This is a genomic window from Mesorhizobium sp. J18 (assembly GCF_007829525.1).
Classification (GTDB): Bacteria; Pseudomonadota; Alphaproteobacteria; order Rhizobiales; family Rhizobiaceae; genus VLJP01.
Genome location: NZ_VLJP01000078.1, coordinates 105975 through 132041, shown reverse-complemented (window position 1 = coordinate 132041; position 26067 = coordinate 105975). Strand labels below are relative to the sequence as shown.

At 62.3% G+C, this 26067-nt stretch carries 27 protein-coding genes; 11 read left to right on the top strand and 16 right to left on the bottom strand.

Annotation, left to right across the window (positions count from 1 at the left end):
* The 3 genes from L598_RS20400 to L598_RS20390 all read right to left on the bottom strand — a co-directional run.
* On the bottom strand, nucleotides 1–1037 hold a 1037-nt coding region (locus tag L598_RS20400), incomplete at its 3' end, for a chromosome segregation SMC family protein (RefSeq protein WP_144865706.1).
* A gap of 291 nt (nucleotides 1038–1328) precedes the next feature.
* On the bottom strand, nucleotides 1329–2030 hold the full coding sequence (locus L598_RS20395; protein ID WP_144865677.1) for a DsbA family protein: 702 nt from the start codon (nucleotides 2028–2030) through the stop codon (nucleotides 1329–1331).
* A 136-nt stretch (nucleotides 2031–2166) separates the two neighbouring features.
* On the bottom strand, nucleotides 2167–2664 hold the full coding sequence (locus tag L598_RS20390; RefSeq protein ID WP_144865675.1) for a DUF721 domain-containing protein: 498 nt from the start codon (nucleotides 2662–2664) through the stop codon (nucleotides 2167–2169).
* A 60-nt stretch (nucleotides 2665–2724) separates the two neighbouring features.
* Between L598_RS20390 and mutY the strand changes: the two genes are divergently transcribed.
* Nucleotides 2725–3843: an A/G-specific adenine glycosylase gene (mutY, locus tag L598_RS20385; protein WP_246658857.1), complete on the top strand. Its 1119-nt coding sequence runs from the start codon at nucleotides 2725–2727 to the stop codon at nucleotides 3841–3843.
* Nucleotides 3840–4457 carry an HAD family phosphatase gene (locus L598_RS20380; RefSeq protein WP_144865671.1) on the top strand — a complete coding sequence of 206 codons (618 nt, stop codon included), beginning with the start codon at nucleotides 3840–3842 and terminating at the stop codon, nucleotides 4455–4457. The genes mutY and L598_RS20380 overlap by 4 nt, the downstream gene beginning before the upstream one ends.
* 49 nt (nucleotides 4458–4506) lie before the next feature.
* Here L598_RS20380 and L598_RS20375 read toward each other — a convergent pair whose 3' ends face one another.
* Nucleotides 4507–5640: a site-specific DNA-methyltransferase gene (locus L598_RS20375; protein WP_144865669.1), complete on the bottom strand. Its 1134-nt coding sequence runs from the start codon at nucleotides 5638–5640 to the stop codon at nucleotides 4507–4509.
* Nucleotides 5641–5833: 193 nt separating this feature from the next.
* Between L598_RS20375 and L598_RS20370 the strand changes: the two genes are divergently transcribed.
* Nucleotides 5834–6523, top strand: coding sequence for an HAD family hydrolase (locus tag L598_RS20370; RefSeq protein ID WP_144865667.1), 690 nt, complete (start codon nucleotides 5834–5836; stop codon nucleotides 6521–6523).
* A 10-nt stretch (nucleotides 6524–6533) separates the two neighbouring features.
* Here the strand turns inward: L598_RS20370 and L598_RS20365 are convergent, their stop codons facing one another.
* Nucleotides 6534–7046: a hypothetical protein gene (locus tag L598_RS20365; RefSeq protein WP_144865665.1), complete on the bottom strand. Its 513-nt coding sequence runs from the start codon at nucleotides 7044–7046 to the stop codon at nucleotides 6534–6536.
* Nucleotides 7047–7222: 176 nt separating this feature from the next.
* Between L598_RS20365 and thrC the strand changes: the two genes are divergently transcribed.
* Genes thrC through L598_RS20345 form a run of 4 tightly spaced genes read left to right on the top strand, consistent with a single transcriptional unit; the run spans nucleotide 7223 to nucleotide 13440 of the window.
* Nucleotides 7223–8638, top strand: a complete 1416-nt coding sequence (gene thrC, locus L598_RS20360) for a threonine synthase (protein WP_144865663.1) — start codon at nucleotides 7223–7225, stop codon at nucleotides 8636–8638.
* 6 nt (nucleotides 8639–8644) lie between these two features.
* A complete protein-coding gene (locus L598_RS20355) occupies nucleotides 8645–9937 on the top strand; it encodes a pitrilysin family protein (RefSeq protein WP_144865661.1) in 1293 nt (430 codons plus the stop codon).
* A gap of 12 nt (nucleotides 9938–9949) precedes the next feature.
* Entirely contained in the window at nucleotides 9950–10540 is a 591-nt protein-coding gene (locus L598_RS20350; protein WP_144865659.1) for a GNAT family protein, read from the top strand.
* Between the two features lie 14 nt (nucleotides 10541–10554).
* Nucleotides 10555–13440 (top strand): EAL domain-containing protein, encoded by a 2886-nt coding sequence (locus L598_RS20345; protein ID WP_144865657.1) that lies wholly within the window; start codon nucleotides 10555–10557, stop codon nucleotides 13438–13440.
* Nucleotides 13441–13442: 2 nt separating this feature from the next.
* Here L598_RS20345 and L598_RS20340 read toward each other — a convergent pair whose 3' ends face one another.
* A complete protein-coding gene (locus L598_RS20340; protein WP_186445131.1) occupies nucleotides 13443–14051 on the bottom strand; it encodes a YqgE/AlgH family protein in 609 nt (202 codons plus the stop codon).
* 256 nt (nucleotides 14052–14307) lie between these two features.
* Between L598_RS20340 and L598_RS20335 the strand changes: the two genes are divergently transcribed.
* The 3 genes from L598_RS20335 (at nucleotide 14308) to L598_RS20325 (ending at nucleotide 16224) form a co-directional block, all read left to right on the top strand.
* Nucleotides 14308–15012: a protein-disulfide reductase DsbD domain-containing protein gene (locus L598_RS20335; protein WP_246658856.1), complete on the top strand. Its 705-nt coding sequence runs from the start codon at nucleotides 14308–14310 to the stop codon at nucleotides 15010–15012.
* A 65-nt stretch (nucleotides 15013–15077) separates the two neighbouring features.
* Nucleotides 15078–15563 (top strand): peroxiredoxin, encoded by a 486-nt coding sequence (locus L598_RS20330; RefSeq protein ID WP_144865653.1) that lies wholly within the window; start codon nucleotides 15078–15080, stop codon nucleotides 15561–15563.
* Nucleotides 15564–15579: 16 nt separating this feature from the next.
* Nucleotides 15580–16224, top strand: coding sequence for a LysE family transporter (locus L598_RS20325; RefSeq protein WP_144865651.1), 645 nt, complete (start codon nucleotides 15580–15582; stop codon nucleotides 16222–16224).
* On the opposite strand, the gene rnhA is transcribed toward L598_RS20325, so the two are convergent.
* The 10 genes from rnhA to coxB form a co-directional block, all read right to left on the bottom strand.
* Entirely contained in the window at nucleotides 16221–16691 is a 471-nt protein-coding gene (rnhA, locus tag L598_RS20320) for a ribonuclease HI (RefSeq protein ID WP_144865649.1), read from the bottom strand. The two genes, L598_RS20325 and rnhA, sit on opposite strands and share 4 nt — an antisense overlap.
* Nucleotides 16688–17653 (bottom strand): homoserine kinase, encoded by a 966-nt coding sequence (locus L598_RS20315; RefSeq protein WP_144865647.1) that lies wholly within the window; start codon nucleotides 17651–17653, stop codon nucleotides 16688–16690. The genes rnhA and L598_RS20315 overlap by 4 nt, the downstream gene beginning before the upstream one ends.
* A gap of 280 nt (nucleotides 17654–17933) precedes the next feature.
* Entirely contained in the window at nucleotides 17934–18944 is a 1011-nt protein-coding gene (gene ispH / locus L598_RS20310; RefSeq protein ID WP_144865645.1) for a 4-hydroxy-3-methylbut-2-enyl diphosphate reductase, read from the bottom strand.
* Nucleotides 18945–18987: 43 nt separating this feature from the next.
* Nucleotides 18988–19752: an SURF1 family protein gene (locus L598_RS20305; RefSeq protein WP_144865643.1), complete on the bottom strand. Its 765-nt coding sequence runs from the start codon at nucleotides 19750–19752 to the stop codon at nucleotides 18988–18990.
* Nucleotides 19753–19833: 81 nt separating this feature from the next.
* Nucleotides 19834–20706, bottom strand: coding sequence for a cytochrome c oxidase subunit 3 (locus L598_RS20300; protein ID WP_144865640.1), 873 nt, complete (start codon nucleotides 20704–20706; stop codon nucleotides 19834–19836).
* 1 nt (nucleotide 20707) lies between these two features.
* Nucleotides 20708–21328: a cytochrome c oxidase assembly protein gene (locus L598_RS20295; protein ID WP_144865638.1), complete on the bottom strand. Its 621-nt coding sequence runs from the start codon at nucleotides 21326–21328 to the stop codon at nucleotides 20708–20710.
* 1 nt (nucleotide 21329) lies between these two features.
* On the bottom strand, nucleotides 21330–21485 hold the full coding sequence (locus tag L598_RS21560; protein ID WP_186445129.1) for a hypothetical protein: 156 nt from the start codon (nucleotides 21483–21485) through the stop codon (nucleotides 21330–21332).
* A 4-nt stretch (nucleotides 21486–21489) separates the two neighbouring features.
* Entirely contained in the window at nucleotides 21490–22428 is a 939-nt protein-coding gene (locus L598_RS20290; RefSeq protein WP_144865636.1) for a heme o synthase, read from the bottom strand.
* Between the two features lie 66 nt (nucleotides 22429–22494).
* Complete coding sequence (gene ctaD, locus L598_RS20285; protein WP_144865634.1) at nucleotides 22495–24144, bottom strand: cytochrome c oxidase subunit I; 1650 nt, start codon at nucleotides 24142–24144, stop codon at nucleotides 22495–22497.
* Between the two features lie 37 nt (nucleotides 24145–24181).
* The gene (gene coxB / locus L598_RS20280) at nucleotides 24182–25060 is read right to left on the bottom strand and encodes a cytochrome c oxidase subunit II (RefSeq protein ID WP_246658861.1); all 879 of its coding nucleotides are present in this window, start codon (nucleotides 25058–25060) and stop codon (nucleotides 24182–24184) included.
* Between the two features lie 407 nt (nucleotides 25061–25467).
* Here coxB and L598_RS20275 point away from each other — a divergent pair, with 407 nt between their 5' ends.
* Nucleotides 25468–25986 carry an invasion associated locus B family protein gene (locus tag L598_RS20275; protein ID WP_144865632.1) on the top strand — a complete coding sequence of 173 codons (519 nt, stop codon included), beginning with the start codon at nucleotides 25468–25470 and terminating at the stop codon, nucleotides 25984–25986.
* Nucleotides 25987–26067: the final 81 nt, after the last annotated feature.

Below are 26067 nucleotides of genomic sequence, written 5' to 3'. Positions count from 1 at the left end.
CCCAGCCGCTCCAATACCTCGGCATTGTCACGGATCATCTGCTCTTCGCGGGCAATATCCGCCTCGAGTTGCTCGACGCGCTTCTGCAGTTCCTCCCGGCGGGCGCGGATGCGCTTGGCCTCCTCCTCCATCTGCGTGCGTGCGATGGTCAGCCGCTGCAGGGCGGCGGCGGCGGCGGCCTCCGCCTCGCGCAATTCGGGCAGGCGCCTGGCGGCAATCGCCTGTTCCTTCGCCGCCTCCATCTGCGCCGCGGCCTGTTCGGCGACAAGCCTGGTGGCCTCCGAGAGCGCCGAATGCGCCTCGCCCTCCTGCGCCTTGGCCTGAGTCCAGCGCAAATGCAGCAGGATCGCCTCGGACTTTCGGATATCGGCGGAAAGGTTCTTGAAGCGGGAAGCCTGGCGGGCCTGACGCTTCAGGCTTTCGATCTGCCCTTCGAGTTCCCCGACGACGTCGTCGAGGCGCTCCAGATTCTGCTCGGCCCCGCGCAAGCGGAGTTCAGCCTCGTGGCGGCGCGAATGGAGGCCGGAAATGCCCGCCGCCTCCTCCAGCAGCGCGCGGCGCGCCTGCGGCTTGGCCTGTATCAGCTCGCCGATGCGACCCTGCCCCACCATGGAGGGCGAACGCGCGCCCGTCGACTGATCGGCAAAGAGAAGCTGCACATCCTTGGCGCGCGCCTCCTTGCCGTTGATGCGGTAGACTGATCCCGCCTCGCGCTCGATGCGGCGAGAGACCTGCAATTCATCGGAATCGTTGAAGGCCGCCGGTGCCGTGCGGTCGCTATTGTCGAGGAAAAGCGTGACTTCCGCCGTGTTACGTGCCGGCCGCGTGCCGGAGCCGGAGAAGATGACGTCGTCCATCCCCGAAGCGCGCATGTTCTTGTATGAGCTTTCGCCCATCACCCAGCGCAGTGCCTCGACCAAATTCGACTTGCCGCAGCCATTCGGCCCGACAATGCCGGTCAAGCCGCGCTCGATGACGAATTCAGAGGGATCGACAAAGGACTTGAAGCCGAGCAGGCGAAGGCGGGAGAAGCGCATCAGCAGTTGCTCCCGTCATTCCTGTGCTTGTCACAGGAATCCAGGTCTCGACGTCCGAAGGGTCTACTTCCAAGGACAATTAGCGCTATCAGCCGTCGAGACCTGGGTCCCCGGAACCCTCGCCCTTCGGGCTTCGGGCGCGAGGATGACGGATATCGGCGGCCATTCTGAAAAATTGCCGAAGTTACGGAATGGGTTCCGGCTCTCGCCGCCCTTCGTCCGGCATCGGCCGGGATGACGAGCGGCGGCCAAGCTGCCGCCACACACCGGGAGGAAGCCGTCGCGGCTGTTTCAGAGCATGCCGTCGATGACCGCCGACATTTCCTCAATCGACATTGCTCCCGAATATTTCTGCCCGTTGATGAAAAAGGTGGGCGTAGCCTGCACGCCGAACTCCTCCGCCCCGCGCTTGCGCACTGCCCTGATGTCGTCCAGAAGCTTCTGGTCCGTCAAGCAAGCCTCGAAGGACTCCTGTGTAAAACCGGCAAGTTTGGCAATCTGCAGCATGGGATCGCGGGCATTCTCCACCGGCGCCCAGCTATCCTGCTTCTGGAACAGGACTTCCACCATCGAGAAATACTTGTCGTCGGAGCAGCGCGCCAGCATGAAACCGGCTTCCGCGCGCGGATCGAAGGGAAATTCGCGGAAGATGAAGCGCACCTTGCCGGTGTCGACATACTTCTCCTTCACCTGCGGAAAGGTAGTCTCGTGGAAATGCGCGCAATGCGGGCAGGTCATCGAGGCATATTCAACGATCGTGACGGGCGCGCCCTCCTCGCCCAGCGCCATCTCGGGCAGCGGGCCGGTTTCGAGCAGCTTTGCCTGATCGACGGAGCCTGAGGATTCCGGCGCAGCGGCGGCGGGCGCCGCATTGGCCGTGCCCGAAGCATCAGCGCTGCCTTCCTCCTCGCTGCAGGCCGTCAGCACCGACGCCATCGCCGGAAGGGCGACCAGAGACAAAAGCACGCTTCTGCGCGGAAGGGACCGAATCATGCGAATCACCCATCAATCGTTGGAATTTGTACTCACGCACCTTCTGAAAAGCGAGAGTTGAGCGCGAAATAAGGCAATATCCCAAACCTGCCAACTTCTATCCGGCGCCGTTGATCACGAATATGCGAGATGGTTGCTACTTTTTCGAGCCGAGCACACTTGCGCCCAGTCGTCGCAGGGCCTCGCGCAAGCCGTCGTCCTCGATCTCCTTCGTCAGACCGGAGACACGTTCCTTCTCTGCCGCGCTCAGCGGTTTCGGTGCCTTGACGGGCCTGCGCCGCCCCGCTGCGACAGGCTTCTGGACGATCCGGATGCGGCCGATGGCGGCAAAGCCGAGAAAGGCATTGACCCGGCCGATCACTTCCATTGTCTCGTGCTGCAGGCGCAGCGCCGCCATGCCTTCGCAGGCGATCACCAAGGTTGCCGGCTCGAACGGGTCATCGTCGCCCATGCGGCGCGGCCAGACGATCCTTTCCGGCCGCGAGGTTGCGGCAAGCCGCTCGCCGACGATCTCCTCCCAGGACTGGACGAGCCCGATGGAGATACCGGCGCGCTTGCGCAATACCGGATCGAGGATCTCGCCGGCCAGGTCACTGACCGCGACGGGATTGCCGATGCCTCTTTTCCCTGCCATGAGCTTTCCTTGACCGTGATGAGAGCGTAACCCAGCCTGCCCCCGATGACACGCGCGAATATGGCGGAACCCGCACCGAAGCGGGAAGAAAGCGGCCCTGCCGGGCCGTTGCTCGCCTGGTATGATCGCCATCACCGCGATCTGCCCTGGCGCGTGCCGCCGTCCGCCGTCCGCAACGGCGCTTCGCCCGATCCCTATCATGTCTGGCTGTCGGAAGTCATGCTTCAGCAAACGACCGTCGAAGCGGTGAAGCCCTATTTCCTCGACTTCCTGCGCCGCTGGCCGGACGTCAACGCCCTGGCCGCGGCTTCGGCCGACGACGTGATGAAGGCCTGGGCAGGTCTCGGCTATTATTCGCGGGCGCGCAATCTCAAGAAATGCGCCGAAGCCGTGGCGCATATTCATGGCGGCAGATTTCCCGAAACAGAGGCCGGGCTGAAGGCTCTGCCCGGCATAGGCGACTATACGGCAGCAGCCATCGCGGCAATCGCATTCAACCGTCCCGCCGCCGTTGTGGACGGCAATGTGGAGCGGGTCGCGGCGCGCCTTAAAGCCATCGATACGCCCCTGCCGGAGGCGAAGCCGCTCATCAAGGATTATGTGCAGTCTATCACCCCGCTCGACAGGCCGGGTGATTTCGCCCAGGCCATGATGGATCTCGGTGCGACCATCTGCACGCCGCGCCGGCCCGCCTGCGTGCTCTGCCCTTTGCGGGAGGACTGCGAAGCAATCCGCCTTGGCGACCCGGAACTGCTGCCGGTCAAGGCAGCGAAGGAAGCGAGGCCCATGCGCAAAGGCGCCGCTTTCGTGGCTGTGCGCGGCGATGGGGCGGTGCTGTTGCGCAAGCGCCCGGAGAACGGCCTGCTCGGCGGCATGAGCGAAGTGCCGACCACCGGCTGGACCGCCCGGCAGGACGGGGCTTCCGACATCTCAGCCGCCCCCTTTGCGGCTGACTGGCAAGGTCGCGGCACGATTTCCCACGTCTTCACACATTTTTCGCTGGAACTCGCTATTTTCCGCGCCGATGCGGTGGCGGGGCCCGCCCCAGAAGGCCACTGGTGGTCACTGCCGACGGAAATCCGAGGCGAAGCCTTGCCGACCGTCATGAAAAAGGCCATCGAGGCAGCAATACCCGGCATCATGAAAAAACTCATACCTCAACAACCGGAAAATCCATGAGCAATATCCGCCACATCGTCTTCGACATCGGCCGCGTGTTGATCCATTACGATCCCGAAATCCCCTATTCGCGGCTGATCCCGGATGCCGAAAGGCGGCGCTGGTTCTTCGAGAATGTCTGCTCGCATGACTGGAACCTGGAGCAGGACCGCGGCCGGACGTGGGAGGAAGCCGAGGCGCTTCTGATAGAGGTTCACCCCGGCGAGGAGGAGAATATCCGCGCCTTCCGGCGGTATTGGCATGAAATGGTGTCACATGCCTATGACGACACCGTCGTCGTTATGGAACGGCTGATCGATGACGGCCATGACGTCACCATGCTGACGAATTTCGCCGCCGACACCTTCGCCGAGGCGCGGCAGCGCTTTCCGTTCCTGAACAGGCCGCGCGGCGTGACGGTCTCGGGCGAGGTCCGCCTCATCAAGCCGGATCGCGAGATCTACGACCATCATGCGGCAAGCTTCGGTCTCGATCCCCAGGCGACACTGTTCATCGACGACAGCCCGAAGAATGTCGAGGGTGCCCGTGCCGCCGGCTGGCAGGCGGTCCAGTTCGTCGATGCCGGGCAACTGGAGCGCGACCTGGAGCGCTACGGCGTTCTTGTGAGCGCCTAGGGTCGGGACCTGAGCCGAAACGCTTTATCCGGGAAAGATCGGCGTGCAGTCATCCTCCCGCCGTCTGCATACCGGCGCGAGCGACACGGCGAAGTTCATCGATCGGCTTCAGCGCGCCTTCCTCCTCGAAGTGCCAGAAGGTCCACCCGTTGCAGGCATCGAGTCCCTGCACGCGGGCGCCGAGGCGGTGGATCGAGCCGGCCTCCTGGCCGACCGCTATAGTGCCGTCGGCGCGCACGCTGGCGGTCCAGCGCCGCTTGCAATCATAGAGCAGCGTGCCCGGCTTCATCAGCCCGGCGTCGAGCAGGCTGACAAAGGCCACGCGCGGCTCGGCACGCTTTCCGGTCATGACCTCCAGATCGGCAGCGGAAAGCGGCTCCACCGCCGCGATGCGTGCATGGGCCGCGTCGATATAGGCCTGCTCACGCTCGATACCGACAAAATGACGGCCGAGGCGTTTCGCCACCGCACCCGTGGTGCCGGAGCCGAAAAAGGGATCGAGCACGACATCGCCGGGCCTGGTCGAAGCAAGCAGGACACGGGCAAGCAGCGCCTCCGGCTTCTGCGTCGGATGCAGCTTGCTGCCGTCCGCGCCTTTCAGGCGCTCGGCGCCGGTGCAGATCGGGAACAGCCAGTCCGACCGCATCTGCACATCGTCATTGGCGGCCTTCATAGCCTCGTAATTGAAGGTATAGCCCTTCGAATTCTTGTCCCGCGAGGCCCAGATCATGGTCTCATGGGCGTTCTGGAAGCGGCGGCCGCGAAAATTCGGCATCGGATTGGTCTTGCGCCAGACGATGTCGTTGAGGAGCCAGAAGCCGATATCCTGCATGATGGCGCCAACGCGGAAGATGTTGTGATAGGAGCCAATCACCCAGATCGTGCCATCCGGCTTCAAGGCACGACGCGCAGCCAGCAGCCAGGCGCGCGTGAAGGCGTCATAGGCTGCGAAGCTTTCGAACTGGTCCCATTCGTCGTCAACCGCGTCGACCTTGGACTGGTCGGGACGATGAAGCGCGCCCTCGAGCTGGAGATTATAGGGCGGATCGGCGAAGATGACGTCCACCGACCGTTCCGGCAGGCGTTCGAGGGCGGCGACGCAGTCGCCCTTCAGGATCGTATCGAGCCATTCGGACCCGGCGGCGAGCGGCGGAAGATCCTCCAAGGGACGCACTGCTGACATACGGAAAACACCCCGAAACGCATTACTCTTTTACTTTGCGTTATGGTTACCGGGATGGGTAAACATTCGGTAAGTGCCGCCACGATTGGACATATGCCGGCGGTGGCACTAAATGCGAGGCGAGCCATCTTTGCCCGATGCATGAAGACATCGCGGGCAATCCCGAACAGAAACCCGCTTTCCAGGATAGCCTATGCCTGCTCCTCAACTTGTCATTTTCGATTGCGACGGCGTGCTCGTCGATTCAGAGATTGTCGCCGCCCGCGTGGAAGCGCAGTTGCTGAGCGCCGCAGGCTACGACATCGCACCCGAGGAACTGGCACAGCAATATTCCGGCCTTACCTTCCGCGACATTCTCCTGAAGATCGAGAAGGAGGCACAGATGCTTTTCGAAGCCTCAATGATCGATCGGGCGGAGAAAATGGTAGATGATCGGCTGAAAGCGGAGGTCCGCGCGATTGCAGGTGCGGGCGAAGCGGCATTGTCGCTGACGGTTCCCAAATGCATCTGCTCCAACTCCACCCGCGCCCGCATCGATTCCATGCTCGCCAGGACAGGACTGCAGCAGGTTTTCGGTGACAAGATATTCTCCTCGCGCGAGACGCCGACGATGAGGCCGAAACCGGCTCCGGACGTGTTCCTCTACGCCGCGGAGAAAATGGGAGCCGACCCCGCTGAGACATTCGTCATCGAGGATTCGGTACACGGCATCCAGGGTGCGAGGGCAGCGGGAATGCGCGTGATCGGCTTTACCGGAGCCTCGCATACGCATCCCGGCCATGCCGACCTCCTCACCGAGGCGGGCGCCGAGACGGTGATCCACCGCTGGGCGGATTTTCCCGGCGTGATCGCCGCGCTCTCGGAATGGTCCGAGAAGGTCTGAACGGCCCGCCTTACTGCCCGGTACCCGGCCCTTCATCGAAGCCGACAAACACCTGAACGCTGCTGTCGACCGGTGCGGGGATGAGCACATTCGGATCGTTGAAGATGAACTGCGTGGCGCCGGCCGTATCGGCCACCTGAACGGTATATTGGTGCAGCCGGGAATCGAGCACCTGATCGCCGCGCACCACCGCGACGCGGACCGGCATTGTGATGGCACCGGCCGAGCCGAGCGGACCGGGCACGACCTTGCCTGCTGCCGCCACCGTCATGGTGGCGCCGTTGGCGGTATAGCTGCATTTCCGCGTCACTTCGGTGATTGCGGCCTGATAGATGACCTTGGTCGGGTCCTGTTCGCCGCCCCTTTGATAGGTGGTGTAGTAGGCAGTGCCCTCGCGCAGCATGAGGCGAGGACAATAGGCCCTCAATTCGCTTTCGCGGACCTGCTCTTCACCACCAGCCTGTGACGCTGCGGCGCCGGGACCGGCTGTGCTGCCGGATTGACATCCGGCCACTGCGAGCATGAGGCCCCCCAGGGCAAAAGCTGATAGAAAACGACCGTTGAGCAATTGGAACCCCTGAAACCGTTCTTCCCTATGGCAAGGCAGGTGTTCTATATCAACCGCGAGACCAAAATGCGACCGGGCTTCGCGGCTTTTCCATAGGCCCGGGCCATCACCCGACCAGGATAGCTTGACTGATGGATTATGTGAGCACGCGCGGCAGCGCCCCCGCCCTCGGCTTTTCGGATGCGCTTCTCGCCGGCCTGGCGCGCGACGGCGGCCTTTACGTGCCAGGCGAATGGCCCACGTTCAGCGCGGACGACATCCGCGCACTGCGCGGACTCGCCTATCCGGAAATCGCTTTCCGCATCCTGAAACCCTTTGTCGGAAACGAGCTGGAGGATGTGACCTTCCGCAGAATCATCGGCGAGGCTTATGCGACTTTCCGCCATGAGGCGGTCTGTCCGCTGGTGCAGACGCGACCGAACGAGTTCGTGCTCGAACTGTTTCACGGGCCGACGCTTGCCTTCAAGGACGTGGCGATGCAGCTTCTCGCCCGCCTGATGGACCATGTGCTCGCGGAGCGCGGCGAGCGCGCTACCATCGCCGGGGCGACCTCGGGTGACACCGGCGGCGCGGCAATCGACGCCTTCGCCGGACGCGAGCGCACCGACATCTTCATCCTGTTTCCGAAGGGGCGCGTCTCGGCGGTGCAGCAGCGCCAGATGACGACCTCGAAGGCTGCCAACGCCCATGCTCTGGCGATCGAGGGCAATTTCGACGACTGCCAAGGGCTGGTGAAGGACATGTTCAATGATCATGCCTTCCGCGACCGGGTCTCGCTGTCGGGCGTCAATTCGATCAACTGGGCGCGCATCATGGCCCAGATCGTCTATTATTTCTCCGCCGCCGTCTCCCTCGGCGCGCCGGACCGGCCGGCATCCTTCACCGTACCGACGGGAAATTTCGGCGACATCTTTGCGGGCTATGCGGCCAAACGCATGGGGCTGCCGGTCGAACGGCTGGTGATCGCCACCAATGACAACGACATTCTGGCCCGCACGCTGGAAAGTGGCGAATATCGGATGCGCGGCGTCGTCCCCACCACCTCGCCGTCGATGGATATCCAGATCTCGTCGAATTTCGAACGGCTGCTTTTCGAGGCGAGCGGACGCGATGCCGAGGAGGTTAGCGCCTATATGGCCGGCCTGAAACAGTCCGGCGGCTTCACCCTCGGCCAAAAGACGCGCTTGGCCATCGAGGCCGATTTCTCGGCCGGCCGTTCGGATATGGAGCAAACCGCAGCGACGATCCGGGAGGTTCGAGAAAAGAGCGGCTATCTCCTCGATCCGCATACGGCCACCGCCGTTCGCGTGGCGCGCGCACAGCCGGCCTCGAAAACACCGATGGTGGTCCTTGCGACCGCCCATCCGGCCAAGTTTCCCGATGCGGTTGCGGAAGCCTCCGGCATTGTGCCAACCCTGCCGGACTGGCTGGCAGGATTGATGGAAAGGGAGGAGGAGTTTACGGTCCTTCCCTCCGACCTTAAAATGGTGGAAGATCACATCAGCCGCCGCGTCTCGGCGGCAGCGTCCGGAAATTCAGGGAGTTAAGCCTGTATGGGTGTAGAGGTAAGCCGTCTGTCGAACGGCCTGACAGTCGCGACCGAAACCCTGCCACATATTGAATCCGTTGCCCTGGGTGTCTGGGTGAAGTCGGGCTCGCGCAACGAGCGTGAAGACGAGCACGGCATAGCCCATCTCCTGGAGCATATGGCCTTCAAGGGCACGGGGCGGCGCAGCGCGTGGAAGATCGCGACCGATATCGAGGATGTCGGAGGCGAGATCAACGCGGCGACCAGCGTGGAGACGACCGCCTTCTACGCCCGGGTCATGAAGGACGACGTATCGCTTGCCATAGACATCCTCGCCGACATCCTGACCGATTCCAAATTCGATCCCGCCGAACTGGAACGCGAGCAGCATGTCATCCTGCAGGAGATCGGCGCCGCGCATGACACGCCGGACGACATCGTCTTCGACCGGTTCACCGAGACGGCCTTCCGCCATCAGGCGATCGGCCGCTCCATCCTCGGGACGCCGGAAACCGTCCAGTCCTTCACATCCGAACAGCTCCACAAGTTCCTCGAGCGCCAATATGGCGCCGAGCGGATGATCGTCGTGGCAGCAGGCGGCGTCCGGCATGACGACTTCGTGCGCGAGGTCGAGCGCCATCTCGGCGGCTTCCGCAGCAAGGCCGACGGCTCCCTGCCGCAATATGCACATTATGTGGGCGGTGACTTTCGCGAGCAGCGCGACCTGATGGATGCGCAGATCATCCTCGGCTTCGAGGGCCGCGCCTACCATGTGCGCGATTTCTACGCCTCGCAGGTACTGTCCATGATCCTCGGCGGAGGCATGTCCTCCCGTCTCTTCCAGGAGGTGCGGGAAAAACGGGGGCTCTGCTATTCGGTCTATGCCTTCCATTGGGGCTTTTCCGATACAGGCGTCTTCGGTGTCCATGCCGCCACCGGCCGCAGCGACATAGCCGAGCTGATCCCGGTCATCCTTTCCGAACTGCAAAGGGCCGGCGAGGATATCGACCAGCAGGAGCTCGACCGGGCGCGCGCGCAATACCGCGCCGGCCTGTTGATGTCGGGGGAAAGCCCGGCCAGCCGCGCCTCGCAGATCGCCCGCCAGCTTCTGCTCTATGGCCGTCCCATCGGCACCGAAGAGATGATGGATCGGCTGTCGAACCTGACGGTCGAGCGTCTCACCGATCTTTCCACCCGGCTCTTCACGTCGAAGCCCACCGTTGCGGCAGTCGGCCCGGTCGGAAAGCTTGTTCCCTTCGAAGCCATCAACGACATGCTTGCCGCTCCGCGTCCGGCGCTGCGGAAGCTCGCCGTGTGAATGGATCGGGGCATGTTTGCCCTGCCCTTCTTTCGCCGCGACATTCCCGCGCTAAGGGGCGAAAGGGTATTCCTGCGCCCGCCCGCACTGGAAGACTATCGGGAATGGGCTGCGCTGCGCCGGGAAAGCCGCTCCTTCCTGGAGCCGTGGGAACCGCAATGGGCGCCGGACGAACTGGAGCGTCACGCCTGGCGGCAAAGGCTGAAGCGCTACCGCGAAGAGGCCGACCAGGGGACCGGCATCGCCTTCCTCGTCTTCGAGAATTCCAGCCGCAACCTCGCCGGCGGCATATCCATCGGCAATATCCGCCATGGCGTCGCCCAATCGGCGCAGATCGGCTACTGGATGGGAGAGCGCTTCGCCGGCCGCGGCTTCATGCAGGATGCGCTCGGCCTCGTCGTTCCGTTCTGTTTCGATACGCTTCGGTTGCACCGCATCGAAGCTGCCTGTATCCCGAAAAACAATCGTTCGAGTCGTTTGCTTGAAAAAGCCGGATTTAGGCGCGAAGGGCTTCTGCGATCCTATTTGCGGATCAATGGTACCTGGCAGGACCACTACCTTTACGCCTTGATTGCCGACGAGCATCGGGCCAAAGAACCATAAAACGGGGCAAACGATTGTCGCGACGATTTGAAACCGCAGCGCAGGCGCTTTTCGCTCTTCTGGCGCTTCTCTTGTTCTCCGTGCAGTCGGCCCTCGCGCTCGAGCCGATCAAGATCTCCCGCGACGACATTGCGCTCGACCTTTCAGGCGCTGTCGAAATCTATCGCGACCAGGGCGACAATTTCCAGGTTTCCACCGCCCCGGGAGCCGATGGCATCGTCCGGCGCATCGAGGTGGAGGCCCAGGACAACCGCTCGACGGGCGACTGGGCCGTCTTCGCGCTGGCAAACACCACTGATCAGCAGCTCGACCGTCTGATCGTCGCGCCGCATTTCCGGCTTGTCGGCTCGGGGCTCTTCTGGCCCGATCTCGGCTCGCCCCGGATTGCCGCCATCACGCCAAGCGAAGGCTTCGCGCTTGACCGCCAGGAGAGCGCCGGAGCCGACGAGTTCCTCGTCACGCTCAATCCGGGCTCGGTGGTCACCTTCGTGGCAGAACTGTCCTCCCCGCGGCTGCCGCAGGTCTATCTGTGGGATCCCGGCGCCTACAAGGACACGATGAATTCCTACACGCTCTATCGCGGTATCGTCATTGGTATTGCCGGCCTGCTGGCGCTGTTCCTGACCATCCTCTTCGTCGTCAAGGGGACGTCGATGTTCCCCGCAACGGCCGCGCTGGCCTGGGCGGTGCTGGCCTATATCTCGCTCGATTTCGGCTTCCTCAGCAAGATCGTCGAGATCGCGCCCGGCAATGAACAGATCTGGCGTGCGGGCACGGAAGTGACGCTCGCGGCCACGATGGTGGTGTTTCTCTTCACCTATCTCAATCTCAACCGCTGGCATCAGCATTTCAGCTATGGCGTGCTCGCCTGGATATTGGGACTGCTGATCATTGCCGGCATTGCGATCATCGATCCGGCGATGGCGGCAGGCATTGCGCGCCTGTCCTTTGCGGCCACCGCTGTGCTCGGGCTCGTGCTGATCGTCTATCTCGGCTTTCAGGGTTATGACCGGGCCATCATGCTGGTGCCGAGTTGGGCCATGGTCCTGGTCTGGCTCGTCGGCGCCTGGATGGCGGTTACGGGAACGCTCGACAACGATATCGTGCAACCGGCGCTAGGCGGCGGGCTGATCCTCATCATCCTTCTGATCGGCTTCACCGTAATGCAGCACGCATTTGCCGGCGGGGCGCTGTTCCAGGGCCTTTTCAGCGACATGGAACGGCAGGCGCTGGCAATCACCGGCTCGGGCGACATCGTGTGGGACTGGGACGTGCTCAGGGACCGCATCGTGACCCGGCCCGATATCAGCAAGCAGCTCGGCCTCCCCGCCAACAGCCTGCACGGCCCGGCGCGCAACTGGCTTCCGGCGCTGCATGCCGACGACCGCGACACCTTCCGCACAACCCTCGACGTCGTTCTGGAGCATCGCCGCGGGCGCATCGCTCATTGTTTCCGCCTGCGCGGTGCGGACGGGCATTATCACTGGGTCGCCCTGCGCGCGCGGCCTGTCATCGGCTCGGATGGCGAGATCATCCGCTGCGTCGGCACGTTGGTCGACGTGACCGAGCAGAAGAAGGCCGAGGAGCGGCTCCTGCACGATGCCGTGCACGACAACCTGACCGGGCTGCCGAACCGCGAATTGTTCATCAACCGGCTCGATGCGGTGACCGCCATCGCGCGCACCGAGGACAAGATCCGCCCCACCGTGTTCGTCATCGATATTGACCGCTTCAAGGTCGTCAATGACGAGCTTGGCATCTCCGCCGGCGATACGATCCTGCTCACTGTCGCCCGCCGGCTGCACCGGCTGCTCAAGCCGCATGACTGCCTTTCACGCTTTGCCGGCGACCAGTTCGCCATGATGCTTCTTTCCGAGCAGGACCCGTCCCGCGTCGCGGCGGTCGCCGATGCGATCAGGCAGGCCGTGCGCACACCAATCACCTTCGCCAGGAAGGAAATCGTGCTGACCGCCTCGGTCGGCCTCATGTCCTGGACCTCGTCTCAGGCTTCCGCCGAGGAGATGCTGAAGGACGCCGAACTCGCCATGTATCAGGCGAAACGCTTCGGGGGTGATCGGATCGAGCCGTTCCGGCCTGCCTTCCGTTCCATCGGCACGGACCGCCAGCAATTCGAAGCCGATCTGCGCCGTGCATTAGAGCGGGAGGAACTCACGCTCGCCTATCAGCCGATCATGCGGCTGGAGGACCACACAATTGCCGGCTTCGAGGCCCTGATGCGCTGGGATCATCCGCGCCGCGGCCTCATTCCGCCGGCCGACTTCATCCCCGTCGCCGAAAGCAGCGGACTGATCGTCCAACTCGGGCTGTTTGCCATGCAGCGCGCGGCCGAGGATCTCCACGCCTGGCAGAAGCAGATCGGTGACGTACCGCTCTCCATGTCGGTCAATCTGTCGAGCCGGCAACTGATCCGTCGCGATCTCGTTAGCGATGTGCGCTCGGTGATCACGCGCGCGAACATCAAACCGCGCTGCTTTCGCCTGGAGCTTACCGAATCGCTGGTGATGGACAATCCCGAACAGTCCGCGCATGTGCTCGGGAAGCTGAAGCAGCTTGGCATCGGTCTTTCCCTGGACGAATTCGGCACCGGCTACTCGTCGCTTTCCTATCTGACGCGCTTTCCCTTCGACACGATCAAGATCGACAAGAGCTTCCTCGACGATCCGACGTCAAAAGGAATGGTGCTGGTGAAGTCCATGGTCAGCATGGCGCATGACCTCGGTCTGTCTGTCGTGGCCGAAGGCGTTTCGGACGATGCCGATGCAATGAATCTGCGGCAGATGGGCTGCGAATATGCGCAAAGCTTCATGTTCGGCCCGCCGCTGTCGGCCGAGGCGACGCTGAGGCTGCTGATGGAGCAATATCCGCTCGCACAGGCTTGAGGTCAGGCGTGACCCGCCATGCTGCTCAGATGGGTGAGATCGACGCCGATCGATGCCAGGATGCGGTCATAGGTCCTGTCGATATCGCCGTTGAACAGAAGCTCCGTCGTGGCCGGACAGGTCAGCCAGCCGTTCTCGGCGATCTCGCCCTCCAACTGACCGGCGCCCCAGCCGGAATAGCCGAGCGTCATCAGGGCGTGGCGGGGGCCACGGCCGAGAGAGATGGCGCGCAGGATATCGACCGTGGCGGTCAGACATACCTGCTCGGAGACGACCATCGAGGACTCGACCTTGAAGTCGTCCGTGTGAAGCACGAAGCCGCGGCTGCGATCGACAGGCCCTCCATTGCGCACGGGAAAATCGCGCGCCGGCGGCGGCAGGCGGATCGCCTCCTTCTCGTCCAATATGCCGAGTTGCACGAGGATGTCGGAGAAGCCGAGCTGCTGCACCCGATTGATCATCAGCCCCATGGCGCCCTCCTCGCTATGGGCGCAGATATAGACTACGGAACGCGCGAAGCGCTCATCGGCCATACCGGGCATGGCAACGAGGAAATGATTGTCCAGAAATCCCTGCATGCCTGTGGTTTTCCGGTCTCGCGTAATCTTCATGGCAAAAATCTAGCGTTTTTCTCGCCATCGCGAAAGACAAAGCTTGGATGTAAATCCTGCGGTTAGGGTGATGTCATCCGCCACTCACATAAATATGATGCGTGGACGCGATCTGCCGATTGCGGTTTCAAAAGGCCCTATCCAAGTTGCAGGCATGGTGCACCGCCTTCTCACGCTCACCGGCACCCTTGTCGTTCTCATGTGCCTCCCGGCTTCCGCCTCTTCCAGCCAATGGCATGAGAGCGAAGGAGGCGCGGTGCGCCTTATAACGGCTGGCACGCCCGATGCGCGAGGCAGACTGAAAGGCGCGTTGGAGATCCGCCTGAAACCGGGATGGAAGACCTATTGGCGCGATCCTGGTCCTTCCGGCATTCCGCCTCAGCTCGATATTTCGCGCAGCACCAATGTGGAGGATACCGAGATATTCTATCCGCCGCCCGAGCGCATCGACGACGGCTTTTCGCAAGCGGCCGGCTATGCCTCCTCGGTGAGCCTGCCGATCACATTCATGCTGGAACAGCCGGGCGCGCCGACCCTCATCAAGGCAGAAGTTCTGCTCGGCATCTGCCAGACTATCTGCGTCCCGCTGCAGGCGGACATCACGCTGGACCCGGCAGAGGCGCCCGACGAATTGCGCGACCTGGCCCTTGTCACGGCGGCCTATTCCGCTTTGCCCCCGTCGCCACGCGCGGATTTCAGGCTTCAGGAGGCGAAGATCGAGGGCGATAGGCTGCTTGTGGAGGCCAGCGTTCCGAAAGCCGCCCGGACAACCGATCTGTTCGTGGCAAGCGGCGGCGGCTACCTTTTCGGCCAGCCGAAGCAGATAAGCCGAGAAGCCGGCAAGATCACTTTCTCCATCAAGCTTCACGAAAAGCCTGAAGACCCCTCGCCTGCCGCCGGGTTCGCCTATACGCTGACCGCCGACGGCGAATCCGTGGCAGGTGAATTCCAGTTGCCATGAGGGCCTTGAAAATCCGTTCCGCTGCGTAGATTCCATTTGCAGCCTTGTTTACGAAAGGAGTTCGCATGACCATTTCCGTTGGCCAGAAACTGCCGGACGCAGTGCTCAAGATTGCCGCCGAGGACGGTGCCGAGGATGTCTCTACGGCCGAGTTCTTCGGCGGACGCAAGGTCGTGCTGTTCGGCGTGCCGGGCGCTTTCACGCCCACTTGCAGCAACAACCATCTGCCCGGCTATCTGGAGAACTACGATGCCATCACCGGCAAGGGGGTCGATGCCGTCGCGGTCATCGCAATGAACGACCAGCATGTGATGCGGGCCTGGGCGAACTTCACCGGCGGGCAAGGCAAGCTTGTCTTTTTTGCCGACGGCAATGGCAGCTTCATCAAGGCGCTCGGTCTTGACATAGATCTGTCCGCCGGCGGCCTCGGCCAGCGCTCCAAGCGCTTTTCGATGATCGTGGAGAACGGCGTGGTCAAGTCGCTCAATATCGAGGACACGCCCGGTAAGGTGGAGCAGTCGGGCGCGGCGCGCATCCTGGAGCAGCTCTAAGCAAAGGTTCAGAACCATGCCGGACCTGATCGCCGAGCACCTGCCGCATATGGCCATGGCATGGACGGCCTATGTCCTTGCCACGGCGAGTCCGGGTCCGAGCAATATGAGCATCATGGGTGTGGCGATGGCCCGCGGCAGGCCGGCGGCAATGGCATTGACCGCCGGTATCGTCTCCGGCTCGCTGTTCTGGGGCATGCTGACTTCGCTGGGCATCGCCAGCCTGCTCACGGCCTATGCCGGGCTACTCACTGTCATCAAGGTAGTCGGCGGGCTGTATCTGTTGTGGCTCGCCTGGAAATCGGCGCGAGCAGTATTTTCAGGCATGGAACCCGAGGCGGGCGGCGGGAATACTCGCCCCCTTTCCTTTCGCAGCCTCTATTTCCGCGGGCTGGCGCTGCATCTGACCAATCCGAAATCGATCCTGGCCTGGATCGCCATCGTGTCGCTCGGTCTCAACCCGTCGGCGCCGGCATGGATCGCGTCCGTGGTGGTGGGCGGCTGTTTCGTGCTGGGTATCCTGATCTTCGGCACCTATGCGCTCGCCTTTTCCAGCGCGACAATGGTCAGGGCCTACAGGGCGGCCCATCGCTATGTCGAAGGAGCGCTCGCCGTGATTTTCGGCGCGGCCGGGATACGGCTGCTGACGGACCGGCTTTAAGCCGATCCGTTGCCGGATTGCTCCCCTCGAACGGGCTTGAACGGCGCCATTCCCATGCGCGCAAGTTCGTCGGCACGCTCGTTCTCGGGATGGCCGGCATGGCCGCGCACCCAGTGCCAGTTGACCCTGTGCCTCCGCCGGGCCTCATCCAGCGCCTGCCATAGTTCGGCATTCTTGACCGACTTCCTGGCGGCAGTCTTCCAGCCGTTGCGCTTCCAGCCCTCGATCCAGCCAGAAATGCCGTCGCGCACATAGTTGGAATCCGTATAAAGCTCGACCTCGCAGGGCTGTTTGAGGGCGTTCAGCGCCTGGATTGCGGCCATGAGCTCCATGCGGTTGTTGGTCGTCTCCGCCTCACCGCCGGAAAGCTCCTTGACATTGCCGTTGTATCGCAGGATCGCGCCCCAGCCGCCAGGACCGGGATTTCCCGAACAGGCGCCGTCGGTGAATATCTCGACCTTCTTCACCGGCCCACTCCATATTCGGAAGCGCTGCCTATCTGCCGGTGGAAGCGCAGGCGGCGAACATATTCCATAGGGTCGCGTTTCTGCACCAGTGCTCCGTCGGGTATGGTCAGCCAGTCATAGAGCCGCGTCAGCATGAAGCGCAGCGCCGAGCCGCGCGCCAGCAGCGGCAGGGCGTCGATTTCCTCAGCATCGAGTCGGCGCACGCGCTGATAACCGGCGAGCAGCGCCCTGCCCTTGGTGAGATTGTAGGACCCATCCTTCTCAAAGCACCAGGCATTCAGGCAGGTCGCCACGTCATAGGCGAAGAAATCGTTGCAGGCGAAATAGAAGTCGATCAGCCCGGACACCTCTCCGCCGAGGAAGAAGACATTGTCGGGGAAGAGATCGGCATGGATGACGCCGGCAGGCAGCTCCTTCGGCCAGCCGGCGGTGAGGTCGCTAAAATCCGCTTCCACTTCCGCGGCCAGTCCCTCCTCCACCTCATCGGCGCGCGGTCTGGACAGTATCCACAGCTCGCGACTCCCTTCCAGGTTCAGCGCGTTCTTGCGCGTCAAGGGGAAATCGGCGCCTGCCAGGTGCAATTCGGCCAGGGCCTTGCCGACCTCTTTGCAATGGGCTGCCGTGGGCCGGCGCATCCACATGCCTTCGAGGAAGGTGATGAGGGCGGCAGGGCGACCGGCAAGCTCCGCGATCACCGTACCGTCGCGCCGCCGCACCGGCAGCGGGCAGGAAACGCCCTTGGAAGCCAGATGCTCCATCAGGCCGAGGAAGAAGGGCAGATCGGCTTTTTTGACCCGCCGCTCATAGAGCGTCAGGATGAAGGCGCCGCTCGACGTATGAAGCAAGTAGTTCGAATTCTCCGAACCTTCCGCGATCCCCTTATAGGAAAGCAGCCGGCCGACCTCATAGCCTTCGAGGAAAGCGCCGAGCTCAGCCTCGGAAACATCCGTATAGACCGCCATTAGGGTCAGGACCTGTTAATCTGGTCGAAATGGTGTAGGGTCATCCGTTCGGATGCGGGGAGCGAAGGCGCAGGAAACATGGATATTTTCAAGCCCTTCGCGACAAGGCAGCCGGGCGGATGGCCCACATCCTGCGGACGCCGAAACGGCTTCGATCTGCCGCGTCGAACCGCTTGCCCCCTGAGCTTGCCAAAGGGGGAACCCCACCGCCCTGCGCGCTTCTCCTTGCATCCCATCGCCGTTTCCGGCGCCATTTCGATCATATCAATAAGTCCTGACCCTAGCCATTTCCGTTGACGAAGGCCATGTCGGCGGTGGTGAGCTCGACATCGCGCAGCACACGCATGACCGGGAAATTCTCGGTCTCGGTGGCGGTGACGGCGAGATCCACCGTCACGTCATAACGCTCGGCAAAGGCGTCGATGATCTCGTTGACGATGATCTCCGGCGCGGAGGCCCCGGCCGACAGGCCGAGCACCGATATGTCGCCGATCTCCTTCCACGGGATTTCTGAGGCGCGCTGGACCAGCAGAGAGCGCTTGGCCCCTGCCCTTTCAGCCACTTCCACCAGCCGGCGCGAATTGGAGGAGTTGGGTGCTCCCACGACAAGGAAAAGGTCGGCACCGCCTGCCGCTTCCTTCACTGCGTCCTGGCGGTTGGTGGTGGCGTAGCAGATGGACTCGGCAGCCGGAGCCTGCATGTCGGGAAAACGCTCCTGGAGAGCGCGAATGATGCCGGCCGTATCCTCCACCGAAAGCGTCGTCTGGGTGACGAAGCCGAGCTCTACGCCCGCGGGCGCAGTGAAGCGGCGGGCGTCCTCCTCCGTCTCGATCAGGGTTACCGCGCCCTCGGGGAGCTGGCCCATGGTGCCGATCACTTCCGGATGGCCGGCATGGCCGATCAGGAGCACATGGCGGCCAAGCCGCTGATGACGCATGGCCTGCTTGTGCACCTTGGAAACCAGCGGGCATGTGGCATCGAGATAGAACAGGTTGCGCTCCTGTGCATCGGCCGGCACCGATTTCGGCACGCCATGGGCCGAAAAGACGACCGGGCATTCCCGATGCTCGTCAGGGATTTCGTCGAGTTCCTCGATGAAGATCGCGCCGCGTTCCTGCAACCCTTCCACCACATAGCGATTATGCACGATCTCGTGGCGGACATAGACGGGCGCACCGTATTTCTTCAAAGCAAGGATGACAATCTGGATCGCCCGGTCGACACCGGCACAGAAACCGCGCGGCTGGCACAGTCTGACGGTCAGCTTTTGCTTCTGGCTTCTCTGCAGCATCGAATTCATCCTTGTAGCGGGCGGAAAGTGGTCGCCCGCGGGGTCATCTGTCAAGGGAGGAACGTCTGCTTCTGCTGCGAAGCAGCCATGCGGCGACCACGCCGCAAAGGCCGAGTGCCAGACCGTACCATGTAATTGCATATTGCAAATGGTTGTTCGGCAGGTCGATCAGGGTGACGCCGCCGACCGGCAGGCCGCCCGGATTAGGCGTCTCGTCGGCATCGACATAGAAGGGCAGGACTTCCGCCCCCTCGGACATACCGGCGGTCGCGGCCATCGTGGCGAGGTCCTTCCAGTAGAAGATATTCTTGGCAGGGTCGTTATCCGGCACGATCCATGACGGTTTTTCGGCCGGCGCCGCGCGGGCAAGCCCGGTAACTTCCACCTCACCCTCGGTCAGCCCTTCGCTTCGGGTCGCCGGGTCCTTACGGTCGTAGGGCACGAAGCCGCGATTGACAAAGATATAGCGGCCGTCGGCGAGTTGCAGCGGTGTGTGGACAAAGAAGCCGGATTGTCCCTCGTGGGTCGCCAGGAAGTGCCTCTCGTCGGAATGGACGAAGCGGCCATTCAGCCTCACCGGACGATAGTCGACATCGCCGCCTTGCGCGAAAATGGTTTCCATTTCGGCCAGCGGGACCGGGTCGGAGGCGATGCGCTCGTTGATCTGGGCGAGCAGCCCTTCCTTCCACTGCAGGCGCTGCACCTGCCAGGTGCCGAGCGAGAGCAGAGCCGCAAGCGCCAAAGCGCTGAGCACAAGCAGCAGCCATGTGCGGCCACCGGAAGCCGCCGGTCCTCGCGTTTCGCTCATCCTCTCTTCCAGATCCATGCCAAAAAAGAAAAGGGCGGCCCGGTATACCGTCGCCGCCCCTTGGTCGCTTCTATCCGGCGATCAATGCATCGGAGCGCCGAAGCCGCCCCAGACATAGATCGCAGCGAAGAGGAACAGCCAGACGACATCGACGAAGTGCCAGTACCAGGCTGCGGCCTCGAAGCCGAAATGCTGCTGTGGCGTAAAGTCTCCCCTCATGGCACGCAGCAGACATACCAGCAGGAAGATGGTGCCCACCAGAACGTGGAAGCCATGGAAACCGGTCGCCATGAAGAAGGTCGCGCCGTAAATCGACTGCGAGAACTGGAACGGCGCATGCATATACTCATAGGCCTGTACGCAGGAGAACAGGATGCCCAGGGCGACAGTGAGCATCAGGCCCCAGATCAGGCCCTTGCGGTCGTTCTCCAGAAGGGCATGGTGAGCCCAGGTGACGGTGGTGCCTGAGAGCAGCAGGATGATCGTATTGTAGAGCGGCAGATGGAAGGGATCGAGCACCTCGATACCCTTGGGCGGCCACTGTCCGCCGGTGAACTCACTCCGCATGACCTGAGTGGCCTCGCCCGGGAAAAGGCTGGCATCGAAGAAGGCCCAGAACCACGCGACGAAGAACATGACCTCCGACGCGATGAACATGATCATGCCGTAGCGCAGATGTAGCGACACGACCCGCGTGTGATGGCCTGCATGGGCCTCTCTGACCGTGTCCGCCCACCACGCATACATGGTGTAGAGCACGATCGCCAAGCCCACAAAGAACAGCCACGGATTGGCGAGGTTCACGCCGAACAGCGGAAACTCCGAGCCTTTCAGATACATCATGTAGCCGACGCCGCCGAAGGCTGTCACGAAAGCGCCTATCGACGCAAGGAACGGCCACGGGCTGGGATCAACCAGATGATAGTCGTGGTGCTTGGCGTGTGTATCGGCCATTTCAACCCCCAATATTGCTGTCTGCCGACGCGTCCTTGTTGGAGGAGGCGGCTACGGGTTTATCCTCATTGAGAGGGAAAAAAGTGTAGGAAAGCGTGATCGTCTTCACGTTCTTCAGTTCCGGCACGTTCACGATATCCGGGTCGATATAGAAGATGACCGGCATATCGAGGGATCCCCCCGGTTTCAATTCCTGGTCGGTGAAGCAGAAGCACTCCACCTTGTTGAAATAGGCGCCGGCCATGGCGGGCGCGACATTGAAGCTCGCGCGCCCCCGTGTGGGCCGGGTAGAGTTATTCTTGGCGAAATAAGCGACCTGGACGGTCTCGCCGATCGGCATGCTGATGTGACGCTGCTCCGGCCTGAACTCCCAGGGAAGCCCTCCCGTGGTGTTGGCGTCGAACCGGACAGTGATTTCCTGGTCAAGGACCCTGTCGGAATATTGATCGACGCGCTGCGTCGTGCCGCCATAGCCGGTGACCTGGCAGAAAAGTTGATAAAGCGGCACGGCGGCATAGGCCATGCCGATCATGCCGCCGAAGAAGGCAAGGCAAACCGCCGCGATGACGCGGTTGTTGCGATGGCGCCGTTCTTCCGCCGGCTGCTTGCGTGCCTCCGTCATGTCACATCGCCCTGTCCAGGATCGCAGGCCCGATCTTCGCCAGGCTGCCGATATAAACGATAATGACGAAGGCCGCGAGCGCCAGCCCCATGGCGATCGAACGGCTGCGGCGTGCCTTCAACTGTTCTTCGGTCGGTTTCACGAATTCCTGCGGCATCAGATCAACCTCCGAGCCCGGCGAAACGCGCCGCGAAATTGTCGGCGAGCAGAGCGGCGAAGATCGCGAAAAGATAAAGAAGCGAATAGGCGAACAATGCCTTTGCCGGCTTCATGGTCCTGTCGTCGGCAGGCATGCGCAGAACCGCCCAGGCATACCAGACGAAACCGGCGCCAAGCAGCAGGGCCGCGCAGCCATAGATCGGTCCGGCAAAGCCTGTGAATACCGGCAGGACGCCGACGACCGCGACAACGGCCGAATAGACGAAAATCTGCCGCTTCGTCGAAGCTTCTCCCTCGACATTGGGCATCATGGGAATGCCCGCCCGTTCGTAATCATCGCTCTTGAACAAGGCCAGGGCCCAGAAATGCGGCGGCGTCCACAGGAAGATGATGAGGAACAGGATCACGCTGTCCAGGCTGACATTCCCCGTCACCGCCGCCCATCCGATGACCGGCGGTATGGCTCCGGCTGCGCCGCCGATGACGATGTTCTGCGGCGTCGTGCGTTTCAGCCACATCGTATAGATGACGACGTAGAAGAAGATCGTGAAGGCCAGGAGCGAGGCGGCAAGCCAGTTCGCCATGAGGCCGAGCGTCATCACCGAAAAGGCTGAAAGAACAAGGCCGAAGACCATGGCCTCACCCGGCGAGACCCGGCCGGCAGGAACAGGTCGCGTACGGGTGCGCGTCATCACCGCGTCGATGTCGGCGTCGTACCACATATTGAGCGCGCCCGAGGCGCCCGCCCCGATGGCGATCGCCAGGATGGAGATCATTGCCAGCAGCGGATTCGGCGTTCCCGGCGCGGTAGCCATTCCGACAAAGGCCGTGAAGACCACGAGCGACATCACCCGCGGCTTCAGCAGCGCAACATAATCACCTGCGCGCGCTTCGGAAAGCAGCTTTGCGGGTTCATCGATATGGTTTCTGACCAGTGCCATGATCCGGTACTTGCTCGGTCCCGAACCGCCGCCGGTCGGTCCGGCGGCGTCGAACGAAAGCTTCCCTTACCTGATGCGTGGAAGTTCTGACCACTGATGGAATGGTGGCGGCGAAGACAATTGCCACTCCAGCGTCGTAGCGCCCTCCCCCCAGGGATTCGCACCAGCGACACGCTTCTTCGCAAAGGCCTCGAACACGCCATAGAGGAAGATCAGGACGCCTATGGCGGAGATGTAGGAGCCGTAAGATGACACCATGTTCCAGCCGGCGAATGCATCCGGATAGTCGATGTAGCGGCGCGGCATGCCGGCAAGGCCGAGGAAGTGCTGCGGGAAGAAGACCAGGTTCACGCCGACAAACGTGACCCAGAAATGCAGCCGGGCGATGAACGAGTTGTACATGTAGCCGGTCATCTTCGGGAACCAGTAGTACCAGGCCGCGAAGACTGCAAAGACGGCGCCAAGCGACAACACGTAGTGGAAGTGCGCCACGACATAATAAGTGTCGTGGAAGGAGCGGTCGAGACCAGCATTGGCGAGCTGCACGCCCGTCACGCCGCCGACGGTGAACAGGAAGATGAACCCGATAGCCCACAGCATCGGCGTGCGCATGGAGATCGACCCGCCCCACATAGTGGCGATCCAAGAGAATATCTTCACGCCGGTGGGCACCGCGATAACCATCGTCGCGAAGACGAAATAGCGCTGCGTGTCGACCGAAAGGCCCGCCGTATACATGTGGTGCGCCCACACGACGAAGCCGACGGCGCCGATCGCCACCATGGCATAGGCCATGCCGAGATACCCGAAGACGGGTTTGCGCGAGAAGGTCGACACGATATGGCTGATGATGCCGAAGCCGGGCAGGATCAGGATGTAGACCTCGGGGTGGCCAAAGAACCAGAACAGGTGCTGGAACAGGATCGGGTCGCCGCCACCTTCCGGCGCGAAGAAGGTCGTGCCGAAATTGCGGTCCGTCAGAAGCATGGTGATGGCGCCCGCCAGAACCGGCAGCGACAGCAGCAGCAGGAAGGCGGTGATCAGCACCGACCAGGCGAAAAGCGGCATCTTGTGCAGCGTCATGCCCGGTGCGCGCATGTTGAAGATGGTCGTGATGAAGTTGATGGCGCCGAGGATCGAGGACGCGCCTGCGATGTGGAGCGACAGGATTGCGAGATCCATGGCCGGACCTGGCTGACCGGAAGTCGAGAAGGGCGGATAGATCGTCCAGCCGCCGCCGACGCCGTAGCCGCCCGCCGGACCGGGGACGAACATGGACAGGAGCAGAAGCAGGAAGGCCGGCGGCAGCAGCCAGAAAGAAATGTTGTTCATGCGCGGGAACGCCATGTCCGGCGCGCCGATCATGATCGGCACCATCCAGTTGGCGAAACCGCCGATCAGGGCCGGCATGACCATGAAGAAGATCATGACGAGCCCGTGGGCCGTGGTGAAGACATTATACATATGCTTGCCGGCGTCGAGGGCCGCTCCGCCCTCAAAGCCGTAGACCATGGCGGCCAGGCCGTGGAAAATCTGGATTCCCGGCTCCTGGAGCTCCATGCGCATGACGACGGACAGGGCGCCGCCGATGATGCCAGCGCAGATCGCGAATATCAGGTAAAGCGTCCCGATGTCCTTATGGTTGGTCGAATAAACCCACCGGACCCAGCCGTGAGGCTTGTGATCGTGAGCGTCGTGAGTCGCTGCGCCTGCCATTTTACCGCTCCATTGTCCTTACTGGCCGATGCCGGGCTCAATTGCCCGCGGCCGCAAGCTTTTTCCCGCTTTCGATTTGCGCCATCAGATTCCGGTTCGCGCCCTCCAGATCGGTCTGCGCGGCCGTCAGCCAGCTCTCATACTGTTCCGCCGAGACCACGCGGATTGCGATCGGCATGAAGGCATGATCCTTGCCGCACAGTTCCGAGCACTGGCCGTAATAAAGGCCCTCGGTTTCGGCCCTGAACCAGGTCTCGTTGATGCGGCCCGGCACGGCGTCGACCTTGATTCCGAATGCCGGCATGGCGAAGGCGTGGATCACGTCACTGCCGGTGACCAGAAGCCGGATGGTGGTGTCGACAGGCACGACCATCTCGTTGTCGACCGCCAGGAGCCGCGGATATGCCGCCACATCCTGCTTGCCGGCAGCCTCCCGGTCCCCTTCCTGCAGCATGAGCGAGGAGAAGGTGAGCGGCTCGTCATACTGGTATTCGTAGTCCCAGTACCACTGCACGCCGGTCGCCTTGACCGTCATGGTCGGCTCCTCGCTGGGCGTATATTGCGCCGTCAGAAGCTGGAAGGACGGAACGGCGATGAACAGCAGCACCACCACCGGGCCGACAGTCCACAGAACCTCGATCATCGTATTGTGGCTGGTGCGCGAAGGCGTAGGGTTGGCGCTGGCCCGGTAGCGGATGATGCACCAGGCAAGAAGCGCCAGCACCAGCAGAGTGATCGGCACGATGAACCAAAGAGTATAGGCCTCGAACCATTCGATCTGACGCATGATCGGGGTTGCCGGCGGCTGAAAACGTGTCTGCCACGACTCAGGCTGCGCGGCAAATGTCGCGGTTGTTGCGGCGAGCAGCGCGGGAACGCCAAGGATCGCAAGGAATTTCTTCATCACCCTCTTCATCTCCCGATCGACAAGATCGCGGCGCAACCGCGCCGGCCGGCAGCCGCACTGGCAGGCCCCGAGCTTGAGCGCATCCGCGACGACAATCTCGTCGCCATCATGGCAGCCGGGCTTTATCACGCGCGTTCAAACCATACTCTCATTCGATCCGCAAGAAAGGCATGGTGGGATGCATGCGGCATTTTTGCGCGCGATCCCGCCCCTGCCCCGGTAAGCGCGGGAAAATCGGCCCATTGTGGTGGAAAAATGTGTTGAATCAGGGCTGGATGCCTTCTCTTTCGGTCGCATTTCAGTCGGATTCATCGAAAAATGTGACCAACTGCCATGCGGTTGGCTGCAGAAGGCGTTTTTCTTTTTCGTCGGGGCTCGCGGCAGGATAGATTGCATTGATTCGCTTGGGAGTGGACATGATCTCTGTGCCGTTCGTAACGCGCCTCCTTTCAGCGCTCGCCTTCGCCGCTGTTGTCGCAACACCTGCCATGGCGCAGCAGCAACCGACGGGCAATGTGCGCTCTACCCACGGCGCATGGTCGATCATCTGTGACACGCCGGCCGGCGCATCGGGCGAGCAATGCGCCATGATTCAGAATGTGATGGCAGAGGACCGGCCAGAGGTCGGCCTGTCGGTCGTGGTGCTGAAGACGGCTGACAACAAGGCAGAAATCCTGCGCGTGCTGGCGCCGCTTGGAGTGCTTCTTCCAAACGGGCTCGGCCTGAATGTCGACGGCAAGGATATCGGCCGGGCCTATTTCGTGCGCTGCTTCCAGGACGGCTGCTATGCCGAGGTTATCCTGGAAGAGCCGCTGCTCGGCACGCTCAGGAGCGGCGAATCCGCCACTTTCATCGTCTTCCAGACGCCCGAGGAGGGAATCGGCATTCCGGTCGACCTGAACGGTTTCGGCGAGGGATTCGACGCATTGCCCTGATACCCCGTGTGACAAACCGGTCCCGACCTCCTATCTAGAGTCAGGACCCTAGGAGAACGGGTTTGTTCTCGGAGTATTCAC

Excerpts from the sequence above, each read along its gene's own strand:
- L598_RS20395 (WP_144865677.1), bottom strand. The coding sequence starts at position 2,030 with ATGATTCGGTCCCTTCCGCGCAGAAGCGTGCTTTTGTCTCTGGTCGCC.
- L598_RS20390 (WP_144865675.1), bottom strand. The coding sequence starts at position 2,664 with ATGGCAGGGAAAAGAGGCATCGGCAATCCCGTCGCGGTCAGTGACCTG.
- mutY (WP_246658857.1), top strand. The coding sequence starts at position 2,725 with ATGGCGGAACCCGCACCGAAGCGGGAAGAAAGCGGCCCTGCCGGGCCG.
- L598_RS20380 (WP_144865671.1), top strand. The coding sequence starts at position 3,840 with ATGAGCAATATCCGCCACATCGTCTTCGACATCGGCCGCGTGTTGATC.
- L598_RS20375 (WP_144865669.1), bottom strand. The coding sequence starts at position 5,640 with ATGTCAGCAGTGCGTCCCTTGGAGGATCTTCCGCCGCTCGCCGCCGGG.
- L598_RS20370 (WP_144865667.1), top strand. The coding sequence starts at position 5,834 with ATGCCTGCTCCTCAACTTGTCATTTTCGATTGCGACGGCGTGCTCGTC.
- L598_RS20365 (WP_144865665.1), bottom strand. The coding sequence starts at position 7,046 with ATGCTCGCAGTGGCCGGATGTCAATCCGGCAGCACAGCCGGTCCCGGC.
- thrC (WP_144865663.1), top strand. The coding sequence starts at position 7,223 with ATGGATTATGTGAGCACGCGCGGCAGCGCCCCCGCCCTCGGCTTTTCG.
- L598_RS20355 (WP_144865661.1), top strand. The coding sequence starts at position 8,645 with ATGGGTGTAGAGGTAAGCCGTCTGTCGAACGGCCTGACAGTCGCGACC.
- L598_RS20350 (WP_144865659.1), top strand. The coding sequence starts at position 9,950 with ATGTTTGCCCTGCCCTTCTTTCGCCGCGACATTCCCGCGCTAAGGGGC.
- L598_RS20340 (WP_186445131.1), bottom strand. The coding sequence starts at position 14,051 with ATGAAGATTACGCGAGACCGGAAAACCACAGGCATGCAGGGATTTCTG.
- L598_RS20330 (WP_144865653.1), top strand. The coding sequence starts at position 15,078 with ATGACCATTTCCGTTGGCCAGAAACTGCCGGACGCAGTGCTCAAGATT.
- L598_RS20325 (WP_144865651.1), top strand. The coding sequence starts at position 15,580 with ATGCCGGACCTGATCGCCGAGCACCTGCCGCATATGGCCATGGCATGG.
- L598_RS20315 (WP_144865647.1), bottom strand. The coding sequence starts at position 17,653 with ATGGCGGTCTATACGGATGTTTCCGAGGCTGAGCTCGGCGCTTTCCTC.
- ispH (WP_144865645.1), bottom strand. The coding sequence starts at position 18,944 with ATGCTGCAGAGAAGCCAGAAGCAAAAGCTGACCGTCAGACTGTGCCAG.
- L598_RS20305 (WP_144865643.1), bottom strand. The coding sequence starts at position 19,752 with ATGAGCGAAACGCGAGGACCGGCGGCTTCCGGTGGCCGCACATGGCTG.
- L598_RS20300 (WP_144865640.1), bottom strand. The coding sequence starts at position 20,706 with ATGGCCGATACACACGCCAAGCACCACGACTATCATCTGGTTGATCCC.
- L598_RS20295 (WP_144865638.1), bottom strand. The coding sequence starts at position 21,328 with ATGACGGAGGCACGCAAGCAGCCGGCGGAAGAACGGCGCCATCGCAAC.
- L598_RS21560 (WP_186445129.1), bottom strand. The coding sequence starts at position 21,485 with ATGCCGCAGGAATTCGTGAAACCGACCGAAGAACAGTTGAAGGCACGC.
- L598_RS20290 (WP_144865636.1), bottom strand. The coding sequence starts at position 22,428 with ATGGCACTGGTCAGAAACCATATCGATGAACCCGCAAAGCTGCTTTCC.
- ctaD (WP_144865634.1), bottom strand. The coding sequence starts at position 24,144 with ATGGCAGGCGCAGCGACTCACGACGCTCACGATCACAAGCCTCACGGC.
- coxB (WP_246658861.1), bottom strand. The coding sequence starts at position 25,060 with ATGAAGAGGGTGATGAAGAAATTCCTTGCGATCCTTGGCGTTCCCGCG.
- L598_RS20275 (WP_144865632.1), top strand. The coding sequence starts at position 25,468 with ATGATCTCTGTGCCGTTCGTAACGCGCCTCCTTTCAGCGCTCGCCTTC.